The sequence below is a fragment of the Dyella telluris genome (genome assembly GCF_014297575.1).
In the GTDB taxonomy this organism is placed as follows: domain Bacteria; phylum Pseudomonadota; class Gammaproteobacteria; order Xanthomonadales; family Rhodanobacteraceae; genus Dyella; species Dyella telluris.
In genome coordinates this window covers 3460473-3485065 of the sequence record NZ_CP060412.1, presented here as the reverse complement: position 1 = coordinate 3485065, position 24593 = coordinate 3460473, and the positions used below count along the sequence as shown (strand labels likewise).

Below are 24593 nucleotides of genomic sequence, written 5' to 3'. Positions count from 1 at the left end.
CAACAGTCGCATACGGTGGCTGTTACTTCACCATTCCCGCCCTCTTGAGTGCGCCTGGCCATCGACAGATGCCGTCTCCCCCGGATTTCGCTCCGCTTCATCCGGGCTACGTGTGGGGCCGACATCGGCAGGCCGGCGCGCCGGCATTGACTCGACGAACGTCTACATCGCTGAGGCAGCCGACGGAAAGGCAGGCAGCGCAAAATCCTGCCGGATGGATGCCACCGGATACCGGGGGTATCCTAAACCGCCCGGTTCTGTAGAGCGCGACGCGCCCTCCCCTCACTTGCAGGACCGAGTACGTTTCCTTGCAAGGTGTTGATGATGTCCGAAGTGTGGTCCCAACTGGTCAGCTGGTTCGCCAGCCATGGCGTGCTGCCCGTGCTGCAGTTCCTGCATCTGGAAGGCCTTGCCGGCGATCCCGGTGACATCTCCGCCTCCCTGCTGATTGCGGCGTTCCAGTTGTGCGTGATCGGCCTGATCTTCCGCCCGCTGGAAAACATCGTGCCGGCGGAGAAGTGGGACGACCGCAAGCTCACCAAAGTGGATTTCCAGTACACCCTGCTGATGCTGGTAGGCATCTTCCCCATCTTCAGCTATCTGATCCTCACGCCCATCGCCAACTACTTCGGCGGCCCGGACACCGGCCCCGGCGATGCCAGTGCCTCGCCGCTGGCCATCACTCACTGGGTGCCGTGGCTGAAGCAGCATCCGTGGCTGCTGTTCGGCTGCTACTACGTCATCTACGACATGGTGTACTACTGGATGCACCGCCTGCAGCACGCGCTGCCGTGGTGGTGGGCGCTGCACAGCATGCACCACAGCACGCGCCAGATGAGCTGCTGGACCAATGACCGCGGCAGCCTCATCGACGGCTTCATCCAGTCGATGATCCTCGCCTGCGTGGGCATCGTGATGGGCGTGGAACCCGAACAGTTCGCGTGGCTGGTGCTGATGGGCGAGCTGGTGCAGAACTTCTCGCATGCCAACGTGCGCATCGCCTTTGGCCCGGTGTTCAACCGCCTGCTGGTGTCGCCGAAGTTCCATCGCCTGCACCACATGCTGGTCGACCCCACTCGCCCGAACCTGCACAACTGCAATTTCGGCCAGGTGTTTTCCATCTGGGACGTGATCTTCGGCACCGCGCTCTACAACGAGCCACTGCGCCCTACCGGCGTGGGCGACCCGATGGTGGACGACGACAACAACCATGGCCTGGTCGGCCTGCACTGGAACGCCGCCAAGCGCTTCTGGGGCGCGGTGCGCCGCCCGGCTGGCTGGAAATTCGGCGAGGTCGCGTTTGGCCCGGACTATCGCCCTATCCCGGTCGATCAGCTGGACCTGCACGGATTGGCGCATCACGTGATGCAGCCCGCGCATGCAGCGGACGCCACGTCGCCCACCGACGACGCCACCGTCGCCGAGACAGCTTGATCCACGCATGAAAAAAGGCCGCCTCGGGGAAGGCGGCCTCGGGTAAAGAACAACCAGTTTTCTGATATGCCTGCCCGAAGAACCGCGCGACACCGGGAGGGTTGGCATCGCGCGGGTTGGCCTCAAACAAGGCCGGGGACAGCGATCAGAAGTCGTACGTGACCGAGAAGCGGCCGTAACGCGGCGTGGTCTGGTACAGCGCGGCGCCATAAGAGTTGGACACGGTGTACGGTGCCGTCTCGTAGGTCGCATCCAGCACGGTCGGCTTGCGCTCGTTGAACACGTTGAACACGTTCAGGTTGAACGCCAGCTTGCCGTCGCCGAAGGCCGGACGATAGGTCACGCCCAGGTCCACGATCTTCTGCCAAGGCAGGTGGCCGTTGTTGCCCAGCGCCGTCGACTTGCCATCGCAGAAGCGATACGCGGAGCCGTAGCTGATCGGATCGGCTTCGTCGGTACCGTAGTAACCCAGACAAGCCTTCGGCGCACCGGACATCACGCGCAGTGCACCGGACACCATCCATTCCTTGGTGATCAGGTAGCTGCCGTAAGCCTTCAACTGGTGCGTGCGGTTGTTCGACAGCTCGCCGTTGCTGTTGACCATGAGCGCGGCGGCATCCCAGTCCTGCGTCTTGGAGATGTCGTCCTGGCCGATGGTGGAAAGCACCTGGCCTTCCGTGTTGCCGTAGCTGCGCGAGAACGTGTAATCCACGCGACCCTGCCACTTGCCGTCGAACGGATGCTCCAGGAACAGGTCCAGCGCGACGTACTTGCGCTTGGCGCCGGAGGTGAAGCCCCAGTCGCTGGTGGACATGCTGACCTTGTCATAGCCGCTGCCATCCACCTTCGAAAGCAGGAAGGTGTTGGTCTTGCCCGGGTTGAAGATCAGGCAGCCGGTGGTCCAGTTGACCGAATCCGGATCAATGCCCTGCGCCGTTGCCTTGTCCACCAGACGCTCGATATCGCACACGTCGTCGATGGCCGACTGCAGCTTGCGCACCGTACCCTTCGCGCCGAACACCCACTCCGGGTTCAGCATCTTGGTGAAGCCGAGGATGGCTTCGTCCTGATACTGCGACTTGAGGTTGGATGCGGTGACGGTCTTCGCATCGGGCGCTTCGCCATACTCGCCGTTGGACGACACCGGGCCCGGACCGATCGGGTTGAGGCCGGTCGGGTTGCCGTTCGCGTCGATGCCGGTATAGGTGAAGTACTCGTTGGTGTACGTCGACGGCGATGCGCCGCGGATCGCCACGCTGTTGGGCAGCGCGAGGTAGTAGCGGCCCAGGTTGCCGAACACCTTGAAGGTGGAGTCACCGAACACGTCCCAGCTGAAGCCCACGCGCGGCGCCCACTGGTTCTTGTTCTTCACATAGGCCTGGCCCACTGCGTTGTAGTTGGTGAACTGGTCATCACGCAGGCCAAGGTTCAGCAGGAACTTGTCGTTGATCTGCCAGCGGTCTTCGATGTACTGCGCCTTCTGGTCCACCGACATGCTGGTGGTGGTGACGAAGATGTACTTGCGCACGTAGTAGCCGTCGCCGCCCGGCGCGCCCACGCCCAGGCCCGGCACCAGCGCCACGCTCGGATCGGTGGCATGGCCGTAGCGCCACCAGTAACCCGGGCCGCTGGTCTGCTGGCCTTCGTCGGTGGCGGTGAAGTGCATGTTGTCGATGCCGGCCGCCAGCGTGTGATCGCCCAGCTTGTACTCGAGGTCGAGGCGCAGGCCGTGCGTCTTGTTCTTCGCGTTCGGGTTCTTGACGTACTGGATGGTGTTGCCGTTGCGGATCGGGTTGCCACCGGTGATGGCCGGATCCTGCGTGGTCACGCCAGTGAGGTAGGCCAGGTTCGGATCCAGGCCCGGCACATCGGAGTAATCGATCGCGCGGTTCTGGCCGTAGGTGGCCGAGAACGTCAGGTCATCGGTGATGTAGCTGGTGTACTTGCCCACCCAGATGTCCGAACCGGTCTTGGTGTGGGTGTCGTAGCCCAGGAAGCCGCCTTCCTTGCCGGTGTCGTAGTCGTAGGTGTACTGCGTGCCTTCGTACGACGTCTTGTTGGAGATGCCGGTCAGCTCGACGATGTTGCTGTCGTTGATGTTCCAGTCCAGCTTCACGTAGTACTTGGGAATGTTGTACGTGTAGTACGTGTTGTTCGGCTGGCCCACCGCGGCGCTGGAGGTGGTCTTGCCTTCCTGCTTCTCTGCTTCGGCGGAGATGAAGAAGAACAGCTTGTCCTTGATCAGCGGGCCGCCCACGTACGCGCTGTAGGTGGTGTTCCACTTCGTGTTGCCCTGGCGGTTGCGGTACGGCTTGCCCGGCAGCGTATCGTCGGTGTAGCCGTAACCGTTCGGCAGCGCCTTGTTCGGGTACATGACGTTCTTGGGGTCTTCCGCAAGGAATTCGGGCGACCACAGCACCTGGCCACCGAAATGCCAGTCGTTGGTGCCACGCTTGCCGACCTGGCTGATCACGCCGCCGTCGGAACGACCGTACATGGCGCTGTAGCCGCCGGTGTAGATTTCCTGCTGGTCGATGGCGCCGTACGGCAGGCCGATGCCGCCCAGGTTGCTCAGCGGATCGGTGGTGTTGTAACCGTTGATGTAATACGCGTTCTCGCTGACCGAAGAGCCGCCGAACGACACCACGTTCGAGCCGGCCTTCTGGCCCGAGAAGTAATCACTGCCCTGCACCACGCCCGGCGCCAGCAGCGCGATGGATTCGGCGCTGCGGCCCAGCGGCAGGCGCTCGAGGGTCTGCGAGGTGATCACGGTGCGCGAATCGACCGACGACACGTCGATCGGCGGCAGCGCATTGGCCGACACCGTGACGGACGCCAGCGACTTCGCGCCGGCAGCGGCGGCGAACGACACTTCGGTACCCGCGTTCACGGTGATGGCGACGTTGTCGCGCGAATCCACCGTGGCGCCATCCTTCTGCAGCACCACGGTATAGGTGCCCAGCGGCAGGCTGCTGATGCGGTAGCGACCGGCAGCATCCACCGTGGCCGAACGGCTGATGCCGGTGGAGCTGGTGACGGACACGGTTTCACCGGCTTCGGCCTGGCCGAAGATGGTACCGGTGGTGGACTGCGCCATGGCGACGCCGGCCATGCCCAAGGTGAGTGCAACCGCCAGCGACGAGCGGCGCAACAGGACATGACGATTGGAACGACTAGCCTTCATCTGATTGGATCTCCCCGAACAGCCCAGCAAAAGGGCAAAAAAATCCCGCCCGGCCATCCCTTGCGGGCCGGTGATTCATGTGTGTGGTTGGTGCGGGCCGGAGGTCCCCCCTGCGGTCCCGCTGAACGCGCCTCTCACGTGCTTATTGATGCTTGCGAACCGCCCATCCCAAGGCTGTCGTCAAGCTGACGAAAGAGAAGCAAGTGTGAAAATAGAGCGAATTCTTACGAACTGTCAACGCAATTTAACAAATAAGATCGACGCAAGTAGAGATTTCGCAAGATTGACGCAAGTTTGTGCGGCACGTCCCAAAATCGCACACCCACCTGCACCAACCCGCTGCGGGGGTGCGTACCCGCGACGCCCGGTATCTGCACAGCTCCCCTGACGGGCTGACACACGCGCCTTCAGCGGCGCGTTCGCTCCCGGGGGCCTTCCCTCGCAATGGGCCCCTCGCCCCCCCACGGGCAGCTGCGAGCCGCTGCATGGGCAAAAAAAAAGGCCCGGAATATCCGGGCCTCTTCGTTCGTGCTGAGCGACAGGTCGCTTACGGGCGACGTGCCAGCTCCGGGTTTTCCTTGGTCTTGGGCATCAGGTCCTGCTTGGACACACCCAGCCACAGCAGGATCGGGCTCGCCACGAAGATCGAGGAGAGCGTACCCACCAGGATGCCGATCAGCATGGTGATGGCGAAGCCGTGCACCACCGGGCCACCGAAGAAGTACAGCGCGGCCATGGTGATCGCGGTGAACAGCGCGGTGATGATGGTTCGCGACAGCGTGTTGTTGATCGAGCGGTTGAGGATCTCTTCCGGCTCGGCCTTGCGGGCCAGGCGGAACAGTTCGCGCACGCGATCGAACACCACCACCTTGTCGTTGATGGAGTAACCGATCACCGCCAGCACCGAGGCAAGCACCGTCAGGTCGAACTCACGCTGGGTCAGCGCGAAGATGCCCACGGTCACCAGCGCGTCATGGGCTTCCGTGGCGATGGCCGCCACGGCGAAACGCCATTCGAAGCGGATGCCCAGGTACAAGCCGATGCCGAGCACCACCACGATGGCCGCGACGATACCGTCGCTGCGCAGTTCCTCACCGACGGCCGAACCCACGTAGTCGCGGCTCTTCAGCTTGGCGTCGGGGCGGGCAGCCTGCAGCGTCTTGGTCACGTCATCGGCGATCTTGTCCAGGTTAACCTTGCCGCCGGTGGACACGCCCGACTGCGGGTCGTCCTTCGGCTGCAGGCGGATGGACACTTCCTTGGTGCCGCCCATGCTCTGCACGACGGCATGCTCCATGCCGCCCTTCTCGAGCGCGGCACGCACGTCGCCGACCTGCACCGGCTGGTCGTAGTCCACTACCAGCGACACGCCGCCGGTGAAGTCCAGACCATAGTTGAGGCCCTTCACCGCGATCAGTGCGATGGAGGCAAGCATCAGCAGAATCGCGATGCCCACGCTGAACTTCCTCATGCCGAGGAAGTTCACGTTTGCGTTGTGGTTGAAGATTTCCATTGTTCTCTATGCCTCTTCAGACCGACAGCGTCTTGAGCTTGCGATGGCCGTGGATCAGCGCGGTGATCGCGTGGGTCACGGTGACCGAGGTGAACATCGAGGTCAGAATACCGATGAGCAGCGTGACGCCGAAGCCCTTGATCGGGCCCGAGCCCATCGTGGTCAGCGCCAGCGCGGCGATCAGGTGGGTGACGTTGGCATCGAGAATGGTGGCCCACGCCTTGTCGTAACCGGCGCGGATGGATGCGTGCGGCGACGAGCCGTTACGCAGTTCTTCTCGGATGCGTTCGCAGATCAGCACGTTCGCGTCGATGGCCATGCCCAGCGTGAGCACGATACCGGCGATGCCCGGCATGGTCAGCGTGACGCCAACCGCCGACATCACGGCCACCAGGATCACCAGGTTGAAGAACAGCGCCACGTCGGCCACCAGGCCGAAGAGCTTGTAGTAGAAGGCAGCGGCAAGCAGCACCAGGGCAAGACCCAGGGTCACGGCGCGCAGGCCCTTCTGGATGTTGTCCTGGCCCAGGCTGGGACCGATCACACGCTCTTCGACGATGTCCACCGGCGCGGCCAGCGAACCACCCTTCAGCAGCAGCGCCAGCTCGGAGGCTTCCTTCGCGCTGCGCAGGCCGGTGGTCTGGAAGTTCTTGCCGAACACGCCATTGATGGTGGCGTAGTTGATCACTTCTTCCGTGATCTTGGGCGTGCGCACTTCCTTGCCATCGACGATCTTGGTGTCGACCACGCGCTCCACGTACACCACGCCCATCGGCTTGCCGACGTTGCCGGTGGTGAAGTCCAGCATCTTCTTGGCGCCGGCTGCATTCAGCGTGACCGACACCGCGGGGCTGCCGCTCTGCTGGTCGAAGGACGACGACGCGTCCACCAGCTGGTCGCCGGTGACGATGATGTTCTTGCTCAGCAGGTACGGACGACCGTCGCGATCCTTGTACAGGCGCGCATCCGGCGGGACGATGCCGCTGCGCTGGGCGTCGATGGCCTGCTGCGGCGTGCCATAACCGGAACGGTATTCCAGCGTGGCGGTGGCGCCGATGATCTTCTTGGCCTCGGCCGTGTCCTGCACGCCGGCCAGCTCCACCACGATGCGGCTGTCGCCCTGCTGCTGGATGATCGGCTCGGACACGCCCAGTGCGTTGATGCGGTTACGCAGCGTGCCAAGGTTCTGGCGGATCGTGTTCACCGACAGCTCGCGCAGCTTGTCCGGGCGCACCACCGCGATGATCGGGAAGCGGTCGCCGGTGGCGGCGCCGTCCGTCAGGGTGAGGTCCGGGTAGTCCGTGGCAATGAGGTTGGCGGCGGCCGTGCGGTCCTCGGCGGACTTCAGCACCACCGACACGCCCTGGCCGCGCTGGCCATTGCGCACCACCGAGTCATAACGGATGTTCTTTTCGCGCAGCGCACTGCGGATGTCGTCCGCATAGCGCGTTTCCTGCTTGTCGATCACGTCGTCCTGATCGACCTGCATGAGGAAGTGCACGCCACCCTGCAGGTCCAGGCCCAGCGGCATCGACTTCGCGCCAATGGCGGTCAGCCAGTGCGGCACCGTGGACTTGAGGTTGAATGCCACTGTGTAGTCGTCACCCAGAGCCGCCTTGATGGCGTCCGAGGCGCTCTTCTGCACGTCCGGGTTGGTAAAGCTGGCAAGCAGATGGTCGTTGTTGAGCTCGACCCCGGTGCTGACGACGTTCGCCTTCTTCAGCGCGTCGGTCACTTTCTGTTCGAGCGCCTGGTCGACCGTGCCGTTGCGGTTGGCCGTGATCTGCACGGCAGGCACCGGCAGGAACACATTGGGCAACGCATAGACAATGCCGAGCACCAGTACGATGGCGACCAGCGCATATTTCCAGCGTGGAAAATCACTCATGCCTTGAATCCGTCAAAAGCCGCGGCACGAGGCAGGCCGCGGCGAGCAATGCATCGGTAGACCGGGGCCCCTCCGCCCCGGCAAGTCGTCAGGACGACTTCAGCGTGCCCTTGGGCAGGACCTGCTGCACGGCGCCCTTCTGCAGCTTGATCTTCACGTTCGGCGCGATTTCGACCGTGATGAAGCTCTCACCGATCTCATCCACGCGGCCGGCAATGCCGCCATTCGTGACCACTTCGTCGCCCTTGGCCAGCGCGGAGACCATTGCACGGTGCTCCTTCTGGCGCTTCATCTGCGGGCGGATCATGACGAAGAACATGACCACCAGCAGCAGGATCGGCAGGGCCAGGCTAAAGAGCGGATTGCCCTGCTGGCCGGCAGCGGGAGCGGCCTGGGCCATCACGAACGACATCGGAAGATTCATCAGCTTGTCTCGCAAGTAGCGGTATTGCCAGACATTTCTGGCAACACCTGATAAAAGATCGTGGATTATGCCACGCGCCCCCGGGCCCTGCATGCGTCGCAAGGCCCACCCGACAGGGGTTCTGGCGGCGGGACGGGCGGTTTCCAAGGGGCTGGACCGGCCAGCGACGCCGAAGGTTCCCTCAGGCGCCTCCGACCCGGTAGCCCGGATGAAGCGAAGCGGAATCCGGGAGGGAGGCCGTTACCGCGAAGGCGTTTCCCGGATTTCGCTGCGCTCCATCCGGGCTACGACAGGCTACTGCCGTCAGGCCGACACGCCGCCCGCCCGGCGCGCATAGAACTCCGCCACGAAGTCATCCAGCTTCCCGGCCGCGATCGCCTCGCGCAGGCCGGCCATCAGCCGCTGGTAGTGACGCAGGTTGTGCATGGTGGCGAGCTGGCTGCCGAGGATCTCGTTGCAGCGATCCAGGTGGCGCAGATAGGCGCGGCTGAAGCCATTGCTGCAGGCATAGCAGTCGCAGCCTTCCTCGATCACGCGGGTATCCAGCGCGAACTTGGCGTTGCGGATGCGTACCGTGCCTTCGGCAGTGAACAGGAAACCATTGCGCGCGTTGCGGGTGGGCATGACGCAATCGAACATGTCGATGCCGCGACGCACGGCCTCCACGATGTCTTCCGGGCGCCCCACGCCCATCAGGTAGCGCGGCTTGTCCGCTGGCAGCAGGGGCACGGTGAAATCCAGCGTGTGGTTGCGCTCCGCCTCGGGCTCGCCCACGGCCAGGCCGCCCACGGCGTAGCCGTCGAAGCCGATGTTCACCAGGCCTTCGGCCGAGCGGCGGCGCAGGTTCTCGTACACGCTGCCCTGCACGATGCCGAACAGCGCGTTGGGGTTCTTCAGGTCGTTGAAAGCGCGGCGCGAGCGCTCGGCCCAGCGCAGGCTCAGCTCCATCGAGGTGGACGCCACCTTCTCCGTCGCGGGATAAGGCGTGCACTCGTCGAAGATCATCGCGATATCCGAATCGAGCACCTTCTGGATGCGCATCGACTCTTCCGGCGACAGGAACACCTTCGAGCCGTCCACCGGCGAAGCAAAGGCCACACCTTCCTCGGTGATCTTGCGCTTGTGCGCCAGCGAGAACACCTGGAAACCACCGGAGTCGGTGAGTATGGGTTTGTCCCAGCCGATGAACTTGTGCAGGCCGCCAAACTGCTCGATCACGTCGAGACCGGGGCGCAGGAACAGGTGAAAGGTATTGCCCAGGATGATTTCGGCGCCGATCTCGCGGATGTCCCGCGGCGTCATCGCCTTCACCGAGCCATAGGTGCCCACCGGCATGAAGGCCGGCGTTTCCACCGTGCCGCGGTCAAACGTGAGGCGGCCGCGACGGGCCGCGCCGTCGGTGGCCTGGAGTTCAAAAGTCAGGGAAGTCATGGGGGGAATTATCGCCTGTCCGGCGATTTCGTGCTCTGGGGCTGGGATTTCAGTGCCCGGCCCCAGGCCCAGCCCTTGTAGGAGCGCACTTGTGCGCGACCGCGGAGCATCGGCCTGACCGCGTCGTCGGATGGTCGCGCACAAGTGCGCTCCTACAGAAAGGCAAAGCCCTGCCGCTCAGCCCTTCGGCAGGATCAGCATCGAGTCGCCATACGAAAAGAACCGGTACCTCTGCTCCACCGCATGCCGGTACGAAGCCAGCATGTAATCCCGCCCGGCCAGCGCCGACACCAGCATCAGCAAGGTCGATTGCGGCAGGTGGAAGTTGGTCAGCAGGCCATCGATGCTGGAGAAGCGGTAACCCGGGAAGATGAAGATCTGCGTTTCGCCGGCAAATGGCTGCACTTCGCCGTCACGCACGGCGCTTTCCAGCGCGCGCACCACCGTGGTGCCCACCGCGATGACGCGGCCACCCGCGGCGCGCGTGCGGCGGATCTGCTCCACCAGGCTCGCACCCACGTTGAGCCATTCGCGGTGCATCTGGTGATCCTTGATGTCGTCCGCGCGCATGGGCTGGAACGTGCCGGCACCCACGTGCAGGGTCACGTAGCCGAACTGGATGCCCTGCTCGCGCAGGTTCGCCAGCATGGCCTCGTCGAAATGCAGGCCGGCGGTGGGCGCGGCGACCGCGCCCGGCTCACGGGCGAACACCGTCTGGTAGCGCTCCATGTCGCTGTCGTCGGCGTGGCGCTCGATATACGGCGGCAGCGGCATTTCGCCCAGCCGCAACAACAGGCGCTCCAGCGGATCGGACGACTCGAAGCGCAGGCGGAAGAACGGCCCGTCGCGCCCCAGCACCACGGCATGGCTGCCATCGGCCAGCTCGATGCGCCCGCCCTCTTTGGGCTTCTTGCTCACGCCCAGCTGCACAGTGGCTTCGTGCGTGCCGGTGACGCGCTCGATCAGGATCTCCACCTGCCCGCCGGTTTCCTTGCGCCCATACAGGCGCGCCGGCAGCACGCGGGTGTCGTTGAACACCAGCAGGTCGCCCTCGCGCAGGAAGGCCGGGAGGTCGCGGAACATGCGGTCCTGGCGCGCCTGGGCGTCCACATCCAGCACCAGCATGCGGCTGGCCGAGCGCTCGGCCAGGGGCATCTGGGCGATCAGCTCGGGCGGCAGGTCAAAATCGAAATCGGTCTTCTTCACGGGCGGGGTTCGTGCGTCGAATGCGCCATTATCGCGCAAAACCCCGCCCAGCCCCTCAGGCCACGCTCTTACGCCGGCGGCGCCGCACCATCCCTACCATCAGGCCGCCCAGCAGCAGCACACCGGCAAGCACGACCGGCCAATGGCGATGCATCCCGTGTTTCAGCCCGGCCAGCAGCTGGGAGCGCTTGAAGGCACGGGCGCGGTCGAAATCCGGCTCCTCGCAACCCCGGCCAAAGTCCGCCGCCCAGGCCACGTAGGGGCCCTGCTTCACGTAGCGCTGGTAGTAGGTCGCCACGCGGCGCTCACGCTCAGACGGTGCGGTGGGCTTGGCCTCGCCGTACCCCTGGTAGTTGTCCTCATAGTCCGGCGGCCCCTCCATCATCCAGCCGGTGGCCTTGCATATCACCGCAGCGAATGCCTGCGAACGCGGCGGCAGCAGGTCCGCCACCTGCGACGCGGTATCGGCGGCGATATAGCGATAGTGGAAACGGTAATCCGGCTTTGCCACGCTCTGGGCATGGCGCTGGCGCTCGCCATCGGTGACATAGGCCTGCTTCAGCGATTCGGCCGTCTGCCCGCTGCCGCCCTGGTACGAACCGCCGTTGTCGTTGAAATCGGGATCCTGTTCGTAACCCAGGATCTCCATGCCGTCTTCGCGGGCGATCACGGAGGCCTTGTACAGGGCTTCGGCCTTGCCGATATCCGTCCAGGCATGCTGGCTGTCGTGCAGGGCGTCGGTGTACGCGTGTGCCTTGCTGCGCAAATTGGCGGGCTGCGTCTTGCCGTCGTCGTCGGAGACCTGGATACGCGGATCGTCGTCCTTGGGAAAATAAGCGAAGGCCTCGTCGTACCGGCCCGCCCGCATCAGGCGGCGTGCCAGCAGCCAGCGCAGGTTGTCCGCCAGGGGCAGCAGCGTGCGGTAATAGTTGTCCGCCTGCTTGTCCCTGGGCGGCACCGGCGATTCGGGTGCACGCGCGTCCACGAACTGCTTGAGCTCGTCCACCGTCAGCACGCGCTCGGCGACATAGGCCGCATCGTTGCCGTAACCGATGCCTGCCAAATCGCCTTCGTCCTCGTACACGTTGCCATCGCCACCTACCGACGACGCCGCGTCGTACAGATGACCCATGGCTTCGACATACTCGCCACGCGCCAGCGCCAGCACGCCCTGCTCACCGGTGATCAGGTTGACGTTGGAAGGCTCGATGGCAGCCTGTGCATCGCCCACCTTGGGGAAGGCCTTCGCTGCGGCGGCATAGGCGGCCGCTGCAGCCGCCATGTCGCCCTTCTGCAGTGCAAGCTTGGCGCGCACCCAGTCCGCCAGCGGCCCGGACGACTTCCCGACCAGGCTCGTCGCAAGCGGGTAATTGCCGACCTGATAGGCCAGCGAGGCGAGTCGATCCGCACCTGCCACCTGCTCCAGACCGCGCTTTTCGATGCCCTGCACCAGCGCAACGAGGCGAGGGTCGGTCGTGGGCTTTCCTGCATTCGCACGGGTGTCTTCGGCTTCGCCACCCATGCGCGCCAGCGCATACGCCACCAGCAGTCGCTGTGGCACGGGGCTGTCGATCAGTGCGTCGACCAGGCGAGGCTGGCGCATGGCGAAGTCGGCCACGGCCACCAGCGAATTCACGGCACTGTCGGATCGATGCCCGGCCTGTGCCGCGTAAAGCGTGATCGCCTTCTTCAGGTCGTCCGCTGCCATCCCATTACCGCAGGGTGGGCGTGCTTCCTTGGCATGTGTGTCCTTGCCGGCGTCATCGCCGTCGGCACCGTCGACCGCGTCCTGTTCCGGCGTGCCGTTCAGATCACCCCAGCTGCACTGCCTGCCGTGATCGTAGAGATACAGGCGCGCCTCTTCGCCGAAGCTGGCCACGGCCAGGCCCTGCGTGTCGGACGCGCCATCCACCGCGCGGGCGCGCGCCAGCCCAAAGGCCTTGGCCGACGCGGCACGTTCGCGCGGGAACACGGCAGGATCCGAAGCGGCATCGTTCGCGCGACCCGCGTGGATGCGTCCCAGCATGTAGGCGGCCCACACCGAGCGCAGCCGGGCCTGTTCCAGCGGCAAGGCCAGCACCTGCTCGAAACGGGCGACGGCAGCGTCTTCCTTGTCCCCGGCGAAATCCACCGCGCCAGCCACGTAGGCGCGCAAGTCGGCCGGCAGGTCCTTGCCCGCTTCAAAGGCCTCATCACCGGAAGGGAGTTCGCGCAACGCCTTTACGCGTGCGAGTTGCTCAACGGAGAGGCCCTGCGATTTCGCCTCCGCGGCGCCATCCTTCTGCTCGCCGCCGTAAGACGTCGTTTCGTCGGCCGACAACGTATCAGTGGCCGGCAGCAGGTGCTGGGCTTCGAACGCAAAGCTGTTCTGCGGCACCGCCTTCAGCGTAGCGGCACGCTGATCAAGCAACTGGTTGGGGAACATGGGGCCACACGCCCAGGCAACGGCACCGGCAAGGCCGGCCACCACCGCAGCGACGATCCATTGGCGCTTCAACATGGTTTCACCTGTCAAAGGGCGCTCCGCGCCCGCAAGCGGCGATTATGGCGGAAAGCCCGCGTGCACGAACTTCAGAATTCGACGGAAAGCCCGGGCGCGGCGTCGCAACGCACCCATCCCACCGCCAGCTGCCTGCCCGCCCTCAGCACGCCCACCCGCCCGCGCTGCAGATAGAGGCCACGCTCACCGCGCTGCAGCCCATAGCCGTTGACACCATCGGCCGCCTGGCACGCGCCGTTGATGCGAATCAGGGGTGGCAGTGACAGGTCGGCATCGCCGTCATTCACCAGCTGGACGTCGTAGCGATGCGGATCATCGGTGGCGCCCGCCCGGGCCAGCAGCGAGGCCTGCAACGGAGTCCGGCCCAGCACGGCTCGCCAGCTTGCCGCGCTCCACGCGCGCGCATCGTCGCCGGTGGGCAGGCGGAACCACACGATGCCGGCCAGGCCACGTGGCGCGTCCTTCTCCAGCGTGGCGACGAAACGCTGCATGGCACGCGGATCGGCAAACAGTTCGCTGGCACCTTCCGCACTCACCAGCGTGGGACGTTCGCTATCAATCGACGCGACCCGGCCCTGATCGTCCCAGTTCACCCGCGTGCCGTACGCCGGCAGCGCGACGCGCCATGGCTTGCGCGCATGGTGGGCGAACGCGGCCAGCCAGCGATCGGCCGATGCCGCATTGAACAAGCCGGCGCGCGGCGACTGCACGGCGTGCACCTGCAGCACGGATTCATCCGCCTGCGCGAGCAAGGCATCGAGATCGGGACTGTCCAGCCACGTGGGCAAGGCCGTCACCGACAGCCGCTCGTGCGGCCACAGCGACGGGCGCAGCGCCTGAAGAAAGTGGGCATAGGCAGGCAGGCGCGAGGTGGCACAGTCGTGATCGATCTCCACGCCGGCCAGCATGAACGGCTGCTGCCGCCAGAGCGCGAGCACGGCCTGCACATCGGCCAGCAGCGTTGCTTCGTCCCATTGCTGCAGCTGCCCTTCGATACGCACCACGGCGATCACCGGCTTGCCACTGCCGGCCAGCGCACGCCAGTCCGGCGTGAAAGTGCGCCATTGCCCGTGCACATCCATCTCACCCGCCAACACACGCCACGCATGCACCGACGCGCCATCCTCGGCCAGCGCGTGCACGAGGCCGGGCGTCCACTGGCGCTGCCACACATAGGCATCATTGGGCAGCGGCGTCGTCTTGCCGGCGCACGCCGTCAGCGCGGCCGCCGACAACAGCCACGCCAACCGGGTGATCCATCGGGACAGCGTGGAGACCAAGGGCACACTCGCGAAAACATTCCGGGCGCTATTGCACCCGAACGCCTGCCTGCTGGCTACAGCCAGCCCTTTTGGCGGGCGAGACGATAGGCCTCGATGCGATTGGCCGCGCCGAGCTTGCCGATGGCCTCGGAGAGATAATTGCGCACCGTGCCATGCGACAGGTTGAGCTGGGTGGCAATGTCGTTGGCCGACTGCCCCTCACCGGCCAGTCGCAGCACCTGCCGCTCGCGGTCATTCAGCGGATCCGCCTCCGACCAGGCTTCCAGCGCCAGCTGCGGATCGATGGCACGGCCACCCCGGTGCACCATACGCAGCGCCTCGGCGAGGTTCTCGGCCGGCGCATCCTTCAGCAGATAACCCGACACGCCGGCATCCAGCGCGCGACGCAGGAAGCCAGGACGGGCAAAGGTGGTCACGATGATCACCTTCATCGGCAACTCATGGCGCTGGATGCGCTGCGCCAGTTCCAGCCCGGTGAGCCCCGGCATTTCGATATCGGTGACCAGCACGTCGGGCTTCAACCGTTGCAATTCGCGCCACGCGGCTTCGCCATCCGCGGCAGAACCCAGCACCTCGATATCGCTTTCAAGATTGAGCAGCGCAGACAATGCGCCGCGCACCATCGCCTGGTCTTCGGCCAGCAAAACACGAATCATGCAGCACTCCTGTTATCCAACTCCGTGGGCGGCGCATCCGCTGCGACGTCCGGCACGCTTTTACGGTCCAGCGGAACGCGCACGGTCAGCACCGTGCCACGTCGCGGCGGCGAATCGATCTGAACATTGCCACCGAGTGCACGCACGCGTTCGCGCATGCCGCTTACGCCATTGCCGTGCGCGCTGAGCCCACCGCAACCGTCGTCGCTGACCTGCATCTGGAGATGCCCCTTCTCGACCTGGAAGGTGACACTGGCCGACTGCGCTTTGGCGTGCCGGTGGATGTTGGTCACCGCTTCGCGCAGCACCAACGCCAGAGGCGCCTCCACCTGCGGCGGCAGCAGTGTGCCTTCCGGCAAGGCGCCATTGAAACCGACGCCGGACGCCTCCAGCATGAGGCGCGCCGACACCAGCTCGGCCGCCAGATCGCCACGACGCATGCCGGTGACTGCCGTGCGCACTTCCGCCAGGGCATGTCGCGCCACGCGCTCGACCTCTTCCATTTCTCGCTGGGCGCGTTCGGGATCAACCAGGGCCAGCCGGCGCGCCAACTCCGACTTGATCGTTACCAGGGACAGCGTATGGCCCAGCAGATCATGCAGGTCGCGGCCGATGCGTTCCCGCTCGGCCAGCGTCGCCAGGCGTCGGACTTCTTCCTGTGAAAGGCGCAGCGCGGCGTCCTTGCGATGGTTGTTCATGCGCAGAAAATGCCCGAAGCCGGACACCACCGAGGCCAGCCCCACTACCAGCATGATCCAGGGCGACACGTGCTGCAACTGCCCCACAATGGCGGTGGGAATGGCCAGCAGCACCAGCGCAACGAGCCAGCGCCGCAGCGATGGCAAATAGGCCAGGCACATCGCCGCCGACACCACGTAACCCAGCGCCACGCCGTTGAACGGCCACACGATGAACCCCAGCGCCGCCATCGCGCCGGCATACCAGGGCAACAGGCGATACGGTCCGGTGTACACCCTGAAATGCAGGTACAGGTACAGCGGCGCCGACGCCGCGGTAGGTAGCAGCCAGCGTGTCCAGCTCATGCGCGGATCGGCCAGCGGCGCAATGAACAGCGCAATCACCCAGGCCAGGTTCGCCAGCGACTCCCACCGCAGGTAGGTCGGCGAGCCCAGCTTGCCAAGCAGCGAATCGGGATGGGGCTTGAACCAATCCTTCATGTCGCGTGGTGCTCCTGCGGCGTCCACTCGGGCGCGACGGCGTCCGGCGCATCAGCCTCCGCCACGTTCGCGCGTGGCGTCTGGCGGGCACGCAGGGGCACGGCGATCTCCAGCCGCGTACCGCGCCCCCGTGGCGAAATCACCTCAAGCGTGCCGCCGAGCGCACACACGCGTTCACGCATGCCCTTGAGGCCATTGCCGTGCGCGTCGATGCCGCCACGTCCGTTGTCTTCGATGCTCAGCCGAAGGCTTTGATGGGCCACGCTGGCCGTCACCTGCGCGCGGGTGGCCCGCGCGTGACGGGCGATATTGGTCACCGCTTCGCGCAGCACCAGCGCAAGGCCACGTTCCACCTCGACCGGCAAGGACGACGGCAGCTCGTTGCATTCGAACGAGACGGTGGACGACTCCAGCATCAGGCGGGCGGCGGCCAGTTCCGCCGCCAGATCGGTGGCGCGGATGTTCGACACGGCCGAACGCACTTCCGACAAGGCGTGGCGGGCCACGCGTTCCGCTTCGGTCAGTTCGCGCTTGGCAGCCTCGGTGTCGCGGTCCAGCAGCTTGCGCGACAGCTCCAGCTTCAACGTGATCAGCGACAGGGTGTGGCCCAGCAGATCGTGCAGGTCGCGACCAATGCGCTCGCGCTCGGCCAGCGCGGCAAGGCGGCGCACCTCGTCATGCGACAGGCGCAGCTCGGCTTCCTTTTCGTCGCTCTGGCGCTCGGCATGCACCAGCAACCCGATGATGATCGACGTCACCGGCATCCAGATCACCGCCTGCCACGGGTAATGCAGCAGCGTTGTTTCCGTCAGCAGGATCGCGTTGAGCAGCACCAGCAAGGCCATGTAGCGGCTCAGCCCCATGCGGCAGCCGCGCAGCATGATGGTGCCGTACACGAAGTAGGTCAGCGCACTGGGGTAGAACGGCAGCAGCACCAGCGACATGGCCACCAGGCCGAACGCGTAATACGGCGAACGATGGCGCGAGCTGATGCAGCACTTCGCATACAGCAGCAGGAACAGCGGATAGGTGGCCAGCGTGAACAGCGCCCACTGCCATGTGTACGTGCTGAACGCCGGAATGACGAACACCCAGACCGACCACAGCAGGTGGATGGCATCCACCCAGGGCGACTTGCCCTTCTGGACACTGATGGCCACCAGCGAATCGGGGGCTGGCGTGAACCAGGCTCGTAGCTTCTGATGCACCGTGCCTACCTCTGCGTGATCCCTCTGTCCACCGTGCATGCTACTTCAACCCACGCGTCGCAGGCGGCGTGCCGCCAGCAGAAAAAACGCCACGCCATAGGCCAGCAGCACACCCACGTGGGGCCAGGGGCTGCCATGCCCCAGGCCCAGCGCAGCCAGGGCCAGCGGCTGCAGGTGGGCGCTGGGCCAGACGGGCGCGATCCGCTGCAGGGCGGTCGGCAGCATGGCCAGCGGAATCCACAGGCCCGACAGGAAGGACATGGGCAGGTAGATGATGTTGACCACCCCCGCCGCGCTCTGCCCTTTCACCAGCGTGCCCACCAGCATGCCCAGCGCGCAGAACGGCAATACACCCAGCACGCCGGTGAGCAGCAGCGACAAGGCCTGCGTTGCATCCAACCGTACATGGGCCAATCCCGTAGCCAGCGCCAGCAACAACACGATGACCACGCCCGCCGCGAACATCGCCATCACCATTTTCCCAAGCAGGTAGGCGCCGGGTGGCATGGGCAAGGCCCGTTTGAGCGTGAGCAGGCCATTTTCCCGCTCCACCGCCAGCGACACGCCGAAACCGAACAGGCCGGGGCTCATCACGCCGAACACGCCGTAGCTGGCAAGCAGGTAACGCGCGGCGTCCGCATCGGCGCCATGCGCCATCACCACGCCGAACAACAGGTAGAACAGGGTCGGGAACAAGGTCACCGGCAACAGGAAACCGGGAGCGCGCAGATAGCGCACGCATTCCGTGCGTGCCTCGGCCAGGTAGGCGCCGACCAGGCGATGCACCGGCATGATCCGCGACGGTGCCGTTTCGATGGCAATGCTCGACATCACGCAGCCTCCTTTTCCGTTCCGCCGTCGCGGGTAAGTTCGGTGAACGCTTCGGCAAGGCCGGCGCGACGGACTTCCAGTTCCGACAATGCAGGATCGGCATCCAGCATCCGTCGCAGCACCTGCTCCGGCGTATCGGTATGCACATGCAGATGCACGCCATCGCGCTCCGCAAGGGACACGCTTTGCCATTGCAACAGCGCCGCCGCATCGAGGTCACTGATGCAGCGGATGCGTGTCATTGCCACGCGCGAGCGCAAGGCGTCCACGCTGCCTTCACTCAGCACGCGCCCCTTGCCCAGCACCACCACGCGCTGGGCCAGCGCTTCGGCTTCTTCCAGGTAATGCGTGGTGAGCACTACCGCGCAGCCTTCGCTGACCAGTCGCCGTATTGTCAGCCACAGTTTCTGGCGTGCATCGATATCCATGCCGACGGTGGGTTCATCGAGGAACAACAACTCCGGCCGCCCGCACAGCGCAAGCGCAAACTGCACGCGGCGTTGCTGCCCGCCCGAGAGTGCCCCATAAGGGCGTGACAGCAGATCGCTGATGCCGGCGAGCTGTGCCGATTCCTCCAGCGAACGCGGTGCCGGGTAGTAGCTCATGGTCAGCCGCAACAGTTCAGATACACGCAAGGTCAGGGGCAACGCCGCGGACTGCAGCATCACGCCGATGCGACGACGCGCGTCGATCTCCTGCGGATCCCGGCCGAACAATTCCACCTGCCCGGCGTCGGCCCGCACCAGCCCCAGCAGCAGGCTGATTGCCGTGCTTTTGCCGGCGCCGTTGGGCCCGAGCAACGCAAGCAATTCGCCGCGGTGCAGCATGAGATCGAGACCATCCAGCGCCGTTAAAGCGCCATAACGTTTGACGGCGCCAGCCAGGCTGGCGACCACTGCTGCAGGTTTGTCCATGGCTACTCCTCCCTGCCTGCCATGCTAGGCAGGGCAACGGTTTGCCAGCAGTTGCCCACGTCAGGCAGCGCAGGTGACAAGCGTCACCCGGGGTTACGGCGGCGACAACACCGAGTTATGCTCGGACGGACGTTGCGCTGCCACATCCGTGAGGATCGCAGTGCGACATGGCCACAGAGCCGGGAAACGCCTTCGGTCTCGCGTTTCCACAACCATGCAATTCGTGAACATGTCGATGCGGCTGCCATCGGGACGGCAGGCAAGTCGACCTTGAAGGAGGAACTCATGGGCGTGATTGATCAGCTGCGCGAACTGCGCGAATTCGGCGGCGCACCGCTGACCACCGGCCTCGATGACGCGACGATCGAGCGCTTTGCCGCGACTCATCCTGAGCTGACGCAAGCCATCGGCGATGCCGTGGCGCGTCACCGCGAACTGCGCAGCGAGCTGGGTGATTTCCTCAAGCTGGACGAAGCCGAACAGCTCGCAACGTCGCAGACAGAGTTCGTCAATTTCTACCCGGACGACGCCATCAACCCGTACCTTCCGGCGGCCGCGCGCGGCCCGTGGGTGGTGAGCTTCAAGGGTGCGGTGATCCACGACAACGGCGGCTACGGCATGCTCGGCTTCGGCCACAACCATGCTGCCATCGATGCCGCGCTGGCGCGTCCGCAGGTGATGGCCAACGTGATGACGCCGAGCATTTCGCAGATGCGCTTCACCAAGGCGATGGATCGCGAGCTGGGTCGCAACCGCGGCAGCAATCCGTACGCGCGTTACCTGGCGCTCAACTCCGGTTCCGAATCGGTGGGTCTCGCCTGCCGCATCGCCGACGTCAACGCCAAGCTGCTCACCGATGCTGGCGCGCGTTACGCGGGCCGCACCATCAAGCGCGTTGCGGTGAAGGGCGCCTTCCACGGCCGCACCGACAAGCCGGCGCTGTATTCCGATTCCACGCGCAAGACCTATCTGCAGCATCTGGCGAGCTATCGCCACGAAGACACGCTGCTCACCGTGCAGCCGTACGACATCGCGCAGCTGGAAGCCGTGTTCGCCGACGCCGACAAGAACGGCTGGTTTATCGAGGCGATGTTCCTGGAACCGGTGATGGGCGAAGGCGATCCAGGTCGCGCGGTAACCCCGGAGTTCTATCAGAAGGCACGCGCGCTCACCGAAGCGCACGGCTCGCTGTTGCTGGTCGATTCCATCCAGGCGGGTCTGCGTGCGCATGGCGTGCTCTCGATCACCGACTACCCGGGCTTCGAGAAGCTCGCGCCGCCGGATTTCGAAACCTTCTCCAAGGCGCTCAACGCTGGCCAGTATCCGCTGTCGGTGCTTGCCGTGACCGAGCACACTGCCGAGCTGTACCGCAAGGGCATCTACGGCAACACCATGACCGCCAACCCGCGCGCGCTGGACGTGGCGCTGGCCACGCTCAACGAGCTCACCGATGAGGTGCGCAACAACATCCGCGAGCGCGGCAAGGAATTCTTCGACAAGCTCAACGCGCTGAAGAACGAGCTGGGCGGCCTGATCACCAAGGTGCAGGGCACCGGCCTGCTGTTCTCCTGTGAGCTGGCGCCGGAGTTCAAGTGCTATGGCGCCAACTCCACCGAGGAATTCATGCGCCTGCGTGGCGTGGGCGTGATCCACGGCGGTACCAACTCGCTGCGTTTCACCCCGCACTTCCTGGTCACCAGCGCCGAAGTGGATCTGGTGGTGTCGCACGTGCGCCAGGCCCTGCTGCAGGGGCCGCGCAAGCTCAAGGCCGAAGCGGCCTGAGTCAATTGAAGGCGTCAGCGGCATGGCCTGTTGAACAACGGCCATGCCGCAGATACCCGCGTCCCGCATGCATGCGGAGCGGTACGGTTTCAAAAACGCTACCGGCTTCGCAAAAGCGCGACATGGCGCCGTTTTCATTCGCGAAACTGTCGTAAAAACTTACTAGCCTCCTCCGCCGATGGGGTCCAGCCCGGACCCAGGCAAGGGAGTGGTCAATGAAACCTACGCACATACGGCGCGCCCTGGTGGCTGCGCTGCTGGTCATGCTGTCGGCGACCTCCGCACAGGCAGCCGACCTGAGCATCAGCCAGTTCCGAGTTCGTGGCCCGGCGGGCGGCAACGACGAATTCGTCGAGCTGTTCAACAGCGGCACCAAGGCACTGGACCTGTCCGGTTACAAGTTCAATGCGTCCAATGCGAGCGGTACCACCGGCACGCGCCTGACGTTGCCCAGCGGCACCTCCATCGCCTCCGGCTGTTTCCTGCTGCTGACCAACGGTGCCAGCGGCGGCTATTCCGGCAATGTCGCCGGCGATGTGAAGTACAGCACCGGCGTCACCGACGACGGCGGCCTGGCCATTCTCGATGCCAACGGCCAGCTGATCGATCAGGTGGGCCTGTCCTCCGGCTCGGCCTACAAGGCCGGCACCCCGCTCGCCTCGCTGGGCGGCACCAACGCCGACAAGGGCTACGCCCGCAGCACCGATGCCTCCGGCCTGCCGGTGAACACCGGCAACAACCAGGCGGATTTCGTGGTGGCATCGCCCACCGCACCGCGCAGCAGCACCAGCCCGTGCGCCGTACTGGGCCAGGCGTTCTCCATTGCAGACGCCAGCGTGAAGGTGCGCAGCGCCGCCGATGTGCCGATGCCGTTCACCGTCACCCTGACCCAGCCGGCCCCGACCGGCGGCGTCACCGTGCAGGCCACCACCCGTGACCTCACCGCCGTCGCCGCCAACGGTGACTACGACGCGCTCGACACCACCGTGAACATTGCCGAGGGGCAGACCCAGGCCAGCTTCAACGTGGTGGTGCACGGCCGCAGCACGCCGGCCGACGACAAGGCCTTCGAGGTCAAGCTGAGCAACCCCTCCGGCAACCTGCCGCTGGCGCGCGACACCGCCATGGGTGCCATCCTGTACGACATCCCGGTGGCCGCCGAAATCTGGGAAATCCAGGGTCGCGGGCAGGTATCGCCGCTGGTGGGCAAGTCGGTGATCACCCGGGGCAACATCGTCACTGCCGTGGGCCCGGCGGGCTTCACCATGCAGACGCCGGACGCCCGCGCCGATGCCGACCCGCTCACGTCCAACGGCATCTACGTGTTCACCTCCACCCAGCCTTCAGTGGCCGTGGGTGACGTGGTGAACGTGGATGCCACGGTCGACAACTACTACAACCTGCCGGAACTGAAGAACGCCGTCATCAGCGTGACCGCGCATGGCAGCCGCCTGCCGGCACCGGTGGTGTTCGGCGACAAGGTGCCCTCCTCCGATCCCGACACGCTGTCCTGCGGCACCACCAACTTCCAGTGTTTCGTGGGCATGCGCGTGGTGATCGAGAACGGCATGATCAATACGGGCAACAAGCGCTTCAGCACCGAGCCGTATGCAGAGGTCAGCATCACCGCCAACGGCAAGCGTTCGCTGCGCCTGCCCGGCGTGCGCTACGGCACGCAGGTGGCCGAGGGCGTCACGCTGCCCCACTGGAGCGGCAACCCCGAGGTGTTCAAGATGAACACCGCCGACTTCGGCGCCGTGCCGCTCAACACGCCGTTCGTGGCCGGCACCACGTTCCGCGCGGAAGGCGTCATCTCGTATGACTTCGGCGCGTACACATTCATCCCCACCTCGATCAAGCTCAAGCACGTGGCGGAGATGCCGCGCGCGGTGTCGCCCACCGCGCCGTATGCCCTGCGCGTCGGCGCACTCAACACCGAGCGCTTCTGCGACACCGACTTCAACACCGTCTACACGTGCAGCGGCGACAGCAAGGAACCCACCGCGACCGACGTGGCACTGAAGACGCAACGTCTTTCCGCCTACATCGGCAGCGTGCTGCAGTTGCCCGACGTGCTGTCGGTGGAAGAAGTGAAGAGCCTGCCGCTGCTGCAGGGCCTGGCCACGCAGCTGGGTGACGACTATCGCGTCAAGTACAACGCCTACCTGTTGCCGGGTCACGACCCCAGCGGCATCAATGTCGGCTTCCTGGTGCGCAGCGATCGTGTCCACGTGGTGTCGGTGCAGCAGCTGGCTGCGGATGAAAGCTGGAACGACAACGGCCAGACCGCCTTCGTGCACGATCATCCGCCGTTGCTGATCACGGCCGAAGCGCGCGGCGTGCGCTTCCAGGTGATCTCTGTGCACACCAAGGCGCGCACCAACGTGGACAAGGATGACGCCACCGCCGTGCGCGATCGCCAGAAGCGCTTCCTGCAGGCCAGTTCACTGGCGCGCCAGGTGCAGACCCTGCAGACCACCAACCCGTGGCAGCCGCTGCTGATCGTGGGCGACTTCAACGCCTATCAGTTCAGCGACGGCTGGGTGGACATGGTTGGCCTGATCTCGGGCAAGTATAAGGACAGCGAGAACCAGCTGAAGCTGGGCAAGAACCTCGTGTTCCCGGCGCTCTGGAATGCCGTGGAATCGGTGCCCGCGAACGATCGCTACTCGTTCCTGTTCACCGAGAAGTTCGGCCCCATCCAGGGTTACACCGTGGCGGGTTCCGGCAACTCCGGCCGCGAAGTACCGACCGTGCAGGTGCTGGATCATGCCCTGCTCAATCAGTCGGCGCGGTTGCGCTTCCTGAAGATGCAGTACGGCCGCGCCGACCTGGACGCACCGGTGCAGATGGCGGCCGACGCCGCCACCGCCACGGACTCGCGCAAGGCCATCGGCGTGTCCGATCACGATGGCTTCGTGGTGGATCTGTTCGTGCCGGGCAAGCTCGGCGAGCAGAAGCCGCATGGCAGCGAAGACCAACAGGGCGAGGACCACGACGATCAGGGCCACGGACGCGGGCACTGATCCGACGTTTCAAGACTGCATGGAGACCACGCCCGGAAACGGGCGTGGTTTTTTCTTTGCAGCCATGAGAGCGGTGCCGGAGCGATATCGGGGTAGCGGACTTGCACACTTCCCGCTCCGCACAACCCTGCTTCA

The 24593-nt window shown here is 65.2% G+C and carries 16 protein-coding genes; 3 read left to right on the top strand and 13 right to left on the bottom strand.

The window, feature by feature from the left end; all coding sequences use genetic code 11:
- Nucleotides 1-321 precede the first annotated feature (321 nt).
- Nucleotides 322-1434, top strand: coding sequence for a sterol desaturase family protein (locus H8F01_RS15220; RefSeq protein ID WP_187055919.1), 1113 nt, complete (start codon nt 322-324; stop codon nt 1432-1434).
- A 145-nt stretch (nt 1435-1579) separates the two neighbouring features.
- Here the strand turns inward: H8F01_RS15220 and H8F01_RS15215 are convergent, their stop codons facing one another.
- The 13 genes from H8F01_RS15215 to H8F01_RS15155 form a co-directional block, all read right to left on the bottom strand.
- Nucleotides 1580-4618, bottom strand: a complete 3039-nt coding sequence (locus H8F01_RS15215) for a TonB-dependent receptor domain-containing protein (RefSeq protein ID WP_187055918.1) — start codon at nt 4616-4618, stop codon at nt 1580-1582.
- Nucleotides 4619-5165: 547 nt separating this feature from the next.
- Nucleotides 5166-6131, bottom strand: a complete 966-nt coding sequence (secF, locus tag H8F01_RS15210; protein ID WP_187055917.1) for a protein translocase subunit SecF — start codon at nt 6129-6131, stop codon at nt 5166-5168.
- A gap of 16 nt (nt 6132-6147) precedes the next feature.
- Nucleotides 6148-8019 (bottom strand): protein translocase subunit SecD, encoded by a 1872-nt coding sequence (gene secD, locus H8F01_RS15205; protein ID WP_187055916.1) that lies wholly within the window; start codon nt 8017-8019, stop codon nt 6148-6150.
- 88 nt (nt 8020-8107) lie between these two features.
- Nucleotides 8108-8443, bottom strand: coding sequence for a preprotein translocase subunit YajC (yajC, locus tag H8F01_RS15200; RefSeq protein ID WP_187055915.1), 336 nt, complete (start codon nt 8441-8443; stop codon nt 8108-8110).
- A gap of 303 nt (nt 8444-8746) precedes the next feature.
- Nucleotides 8747-9874 carry a tRNA guanosine(34) transglycosylase Tgt gene (gene tgt, locus H8F01_RS15195; RefSeq protein ID WP_187055914.1) on the bottom strand — a complete coding sequence of 376 codons (1128 nt, stop codon included), beginning with the start codon at nt 9872-9874 and terminating at the stop codon, nt 8747-8749.
- A gap of 177 nt (nt 9875-10051) precedes the next feature.
- Nucleotides 10052-11080, bottom strand: a complete 1029-nt coding sequence (gene queA, locus H8F01_RS15190) for a tRNA preQ1(34) S-adenosylmethionine ribosyltransferase-isomerase QueA (RefSeq protein WP_187055913.1) — start codon at nt 11078-11080, stop codon at nt 10052-10054.
- Nucleotides 11081-11135: 55 nt separating this feature from the next.
- The gene (locus H8F01_RS15185) at nt 11136-13580 is read right to left on the bottom strand and encodes a hypothetical protein (RefSeq protein WP_187055912.1); all 2445 of its coding nucleotides are present in this window, start codon (nt 13578-13580) and stop codon (nt 11136-11138) included.
- A 71-nt stretch (nt 13581-13651) separates the two neighbouring features.
- A complete protein-coding gene (locus H8F01_RS15180) occupies nt 13652-14860 on the bottom strand; it encodes a DUF3142 domain-containing protein (RefSeq protein ID WP_238481005.1) in 1209 nt (402 codons plus the stop codon).
- A gap of 56 nt (nt 14861-14916) precedes the next feature.
- Nucleotides 14917-15519 (bottom strand): response regulator transcription factor, encoded by a 603-nt coding sequence (locus tag H8F01_RS15175; protein WP_019467421.1) that lies wholly within the window; start codon nt 15517-15519, stop codon nt 14917-14919.
- The gene (locus H8F01_RS15170; protein ID WP_187055911.1) at nt 15516-16697 is read right to left on the bottom strand and encodes a sensor histidine kinase; all 1182 of its coding nucleotides are present in this window, start codon (nt 16695-16697) and stop codon (nt 15516-15518) included. The genes H8F01_RS15175 and H8F01_RS15170 overlap by 4 nt, the downstream gene beginning before the upstream one ends.
- A complete protein-coding gene (locus H8F01_RS15165; protein WP_187055910.1) occupies nt 16694-17944 on the bottom strand; it encodes a sensor histidine kinase in 1251 nt (416 codons plus the stop codon). The genes H8F01_RS15170 and H8F01_RS15165 overlap by 4 nt, the downstream gene beginning before the upstream one ends.
- A 6-nt stretch (nt 17945-17950) precedes the next feature.
- Nucleotides 17951-18736: an ABC transporter permease gene (locus H8F01_RS15160; protein WP_187055909.1), complete on the bottom strand. Its 786-nt coding sequence runs from the start codon at nt 18734-18736 to the stop codon at nt 17951-17953.
- A complete protein-coding gene (locus H8F01_RS15155) occupies nt 18736-19650 on the bottom strand; it encodes an ABC transporter ATP-binding protein (RefSeq protein ID WP_187055908.1) in 915 nt (304 codons plus the stop codon). Before H8F01_RS15155 ends, H8F01_RS15160 begins: the two co-directional genes overlap by 1 nt.
- A 285-nt stretch (nt 19651-19935) precedes the next feature.
- Between H8F01_RS15155 and H8F01_RS15150 the strand changes: the two genes are divergently transcribed.
- Together H8F01_RS15150 and H8F01_RS15145 are read left to right on the top strand one after the other, a co-directional pair.
- Nucleotides 19936-21432 (top strand): aminotransferase class III-fold pyridoxal phosphate-dependent enzyme, encoded by a 1497-nt coding sequence (locus H8F01_RS15150; RefSeq protein WP_187055907.1) that lies wholly within the window; start codon nt 19936-19938, stop codon nt 21430-21432.
- 215 nt (nt 21433-21647) lie between these two features.
- Complete coding sequence (locus tag H8F01_RS15145) at nt 21648-24458, top strand: lamin tail domain-containing protein (protein WP_187055906.1); 2811 nt, start codon at nt 21648-21650, stop codon at nt 24456-24458.
- Nucleotides 24459-24593: the final 135 nt, after the last annotated feature.

Excerpts from the sequence above, each read along its gene's own strand:
- H8F01_RS15165 (WP_187055910.1), bottom strand. The coding sequence starts at position 17,944 with ATGCACGGTGGACAGAGGGATCACGCAGAGGTAGGCACGGTGCATCAG.
- H8F01_RS15185 (WP_187055912.1), bottom strand. The coding sequence starts at position 13,580 with ATGTTGAAGCGCCAATGGATCGTCGCTGCGGTGGTGGCCGGCCTTGCC.
- H8F01_RS15220 (WP_187055919.1), top strand. The coding sequence starts at position 322 with ATGATGTCCGAAGTGTGGTCCCAACTGGTCAGCTGGTTCGCCAGCCAT.
- H8F01_RS15145 (WP_187055906.1), top strand. The coding sequence starts at position 21,648 with ATGAAACCTACGCACATACGGCGCGCCCTGGTGGCTGCGCTGCTGGTC.
- H8F01_RS15155 (WP_187055908.1), bottom strand. The coding sequence starts at position 19,650 with ATGGACAAACCTGCAGCAGTGGTCGCCAGCCTGGCTGGCGCCGTCAAA.
- H8F01_RS15150 (WP_187055907.1), top strand. The coding sequence starts at position 19,936 with ATGGGCGTGATTGATCAGCTGCGCGAACTGCGCGAATTCGGCGGCGCA.
- H8F01_RS15215 (WP_187055918.1), bottom strand. The coding sequence starts at position 4,618 with ATGAAGGCTAGTCGTTCCAATCGTCATGTCCTGTTGCGCCGCTCGTCG.
- H8F01_RS15175 (WP_019467421.1), bottom strand. The coding sequence starts at position 15,519 with ATGATTCGTGTTTTGCTGGCCGAAGACCAGGCGATGGTGCGCGGCGCA.
- H8F01_RS15170 (WP_187055911.1), bottom strand. The coding sequence starts at position 16,697 with ATGAAGGATTGGTTCAAGCCCCATCCCGATTCGCTGCTTGGCAAGCTG.
- tgt (WP_187055914.1), bottom strand. The coding sequence starts at position 9,874 with ATGACTTCCCTGACTTTTGAACTCCAGGCCACCGACGGCGCGGCCCGT.
- secD (WP_187055916.1), bottom strand. The coding sequence starts at position 8,019 with ATGAGTGATTTTCCACGCTGGAAATATGCGCTGGTCGCCATCGTACTG.
- H8F01_RS15160 (WP_187055909.1), bottom strand. The coding sequence starts at position 18,736 with ATGTCGAGCATTGCCATCGAAACGGCACCGTCGCGGATCATGCCGGTG.
- secF (WP_187055917.1), bottom strand. The coding sequence starts at position 6,131 with ATGGAAATCTTCAACCACAACGCAAACGTGAACTTCCTCGGCATGAGG.
- yajC (WP_187055915.1), bottom strand. The coding sequence starts at position 8,443 with ATGAATCTTCCGATGTCGTTCGTGATGGCCCAGGCCGCTCCCGCTGCC.